This is a genomic window from Pedobacter terrae, from assembly GCF_900100705.1.
GTDB lineage: Bacteria > Bacteroidota > Bacteroidia > Sphingobacteriales > Sphingobacteriaceae > Pedobacter > Pedobacter terrae.
This window is the reverse complement of the sequence record NZ_FNCH01000050.1, coordinates 1-2,597: the sequence shown is the minus strand read 5'-3', so window position 1 is coordinate 2,597 and position 2,597 is coordinate 1. Positions and strand designations below refer to the sequence as shown.

2 protein-coding genes are annotated in these 2,597 nt (G+C 35.7%); both read left to right on the top strand.

The annotated features are described in order from the left end of the window. On the top strand, positions 1 to 627 hold a 627-nt coding region (locus tag BLR60_RS24535; protein ID WP_143009158.1), incomplete at its 5' end, for a response regulator. 393 nt (positions 628 to 1,020) lie between these two features. Beyond that, positions 1,021 to 2,597, top strand: a 1,577-nt coding sequence (locus BLR60_RS24530) for a histidine kinase dimerization/phospho-acceptor domain-containing protein (RefSeq protein ID WP_208600714.1), incomplete at its 3' end; no start/stop codon positions are given.

Sequence of the window (2,597 nt, the reverse complement as noted above, 5' to 3'; positions counted from 1 at the left end):
GCTTTGGAACAATGCCGGGGCAAGCTTTTTGATCTGCTGTTGATGGATGTACAGATGCCTGTAATGGATGGTATAGAAGCCACGAAGCAAATCCGGCTGCTACCGGAATACGCCAAAATTCCGATTATTGGGGTTACGGCAGGAAACGTATTGGGTGAAAAAGAAAAATGCCTGGATGCCGGAATGAATGATTTCCTACCCAAGCCGCTCAGACAAAACGAGCTTTTGGAAATGTTGAAAAAACATGTAGGTAATGGCGTTCAGGGAAAACCTGAAAACCATGCGCATCCAGAAATGTATTTGGATATGAATATTCTAAAAGAGCAAATGGGTGGTGATGATGATTTTGGAAAAGTATTTTTGAACTTAGTGATAAAGGAGCTTTTCCTGGCGCAAGAAAACTTAAAATCAGGGATAAAAGAAAAGAATACCGAATATTTGAAACAGATTCTTCACAAAGTCAGAGGAACTGCAGGAACCGCCGGATTGATAAAGCTTGTAGAACAAACGGACAGTTGGGAGAGCCGTATTGAAGACAACATGGACTATACTGCTATGGAGAATGAAATCATCCATGAAATAAACACAGGTCTACAATTAATTAAGAATTTGATATCTAAATCATAAAAGACGATGATGATTTAATTGCTGAAGATGACGAACTTAATTTTAAAACGGCATAATAAGATAACGAATATTTGTAGTCTTTTAAAAATCAACTCATCAAATATTAATTTATGAAAAGGATTTCCTCCATATATGTAGTCTATTTTATTCTTGTCTAAGATTAAATGACGACATTGAAAGTTAGAATCGAAGCAATGATGATAGTTAAAAATATTAAATATCTATCACCAATAAAATTTCAAAAGCTGTGTACAATAGTTATAAATTAGACATATTATCGATAAACTTTTGTTTGCACATGGGTTTCTAGATTTTAAAAAATAAGATATTTCCATAGTTTTACTATGCCGGCGAATTTCTCTGGCCATAACATTACCGTTAAACTAATTTTTGATGCCGAAAAAAATTATAAGAAATCTTCAGATTGGAGTCGTACTGTGTTTATTACTTCTGATTACAAGTTCTATAGCCTCCTATGTGAGCGTATATAAGCAGCAGAAGAACAGGGAAAGCCTTTTAAAAAGTAAAGAATCTATAAGTTTGGTAAAAGATATTTTAAATTTTCTCTTAGATGTAGAAACAGCCAATAGAGGATACCAGCTTACAGGCCAGGAAAATTTTCTTGAACCATTTAATAAAAGCTTGCGGAAATATCCTGTACTTATTTCTAATAAAAACAGGCTGGATATTAAAAATAAACATCAAATCAAGTTCATCAATGAACTCTTGCGTACTTCAGAGGTGATTATAGAAAGTGATGTATTGCTAATTGAGAATCGTAGAAAGGGAATATTAATGACCCCAAAGGAACTTGTACAAAACAAGGCCGCTATGGACAGGTGCCGTATACTGGTTGAAGAATTTATAAAATATGAAGAAGTTCAGCTGGCTATCAAAAACAAAGAGCTGAACAAATCTTCCAAATCGACATTTTTATTCATCGTTTTCTCTGCAATTGCAGCTATTGTTGTTACATTTTTTTTCTACGAAAAAATAAAATCTGACCTTATCCGCAGGGATAAATTAGAAAAAGATTTGTTTTACACTAAAACAATTCTTGAGGAAACAAGCGCTGTAGCGCAAGTTGGAGGCTGGGAAGTCAACTTGAAAACGGGCAATGTTTTCTGGTCGCAAAGCACGAGAGAAATTCATAAAATAAAAAGTAATTTCCAGCCGGATTTAGAAAATGCCATCAGATTTTTTAAAGAAGATAGCAGGGAAAGGATGAAAAATCTTTTCGATAGAGCCTTAAAAAAAGGAATTCCCTTTGATGAAGAGTTTCAGCTAGTCCGTTATGACGGCGTTACGATCTGGGTTAGAGTAAAAGGAATTCCCGAATTTGGAGATGAGGTCTGTAACAGGGTTTTCGGAATCATTCAAGATATTGATGCCTTCAAAAAAATGTTTCTGGAAGTTACCAGGAAGGAAGCCATGATGCAATCTTTTGTAACCGATGTTCCTATTGCTCTCGCCATGTTTGATAAAGACCTCAACTATGTTTCTGTAAGCAACAAATGGAAAGAAGAATTCAACATGAATGATGTAGATATTATCGGAAATAATCTGTTTACTGTATCTCCGGGCATTCCTAAAGAAAGAAAAATATATGAAAACGCCCTGCGGGGTAAAACCTACATAAACGGGGACTTTAAGTTAAAGGTGGATGGTCAGCAGGAAATTCAGCATTACGACCTTAAAGTCGGGCCATGGTATCTTACAGAAGATGAAGTAGGAGGTTTAATTATTTCCGTACAGAATATTACAAATGCCGTTAGGATAAATGAGGAACTGAAAAATGCAAAAGAAATAGCGGATACGGCAAGCAAGGCAAAATCAGAGTTTCTAGCCAATATGAGCCATGAGATACGAACGCCGCTGAACGGCGTCATCGGGTTTTCTGATCTTTTGCTTCAAACTCCGTTAAATGCAATACAAACACAGTATCTCAATTACATTAATGAGTGTGGTGA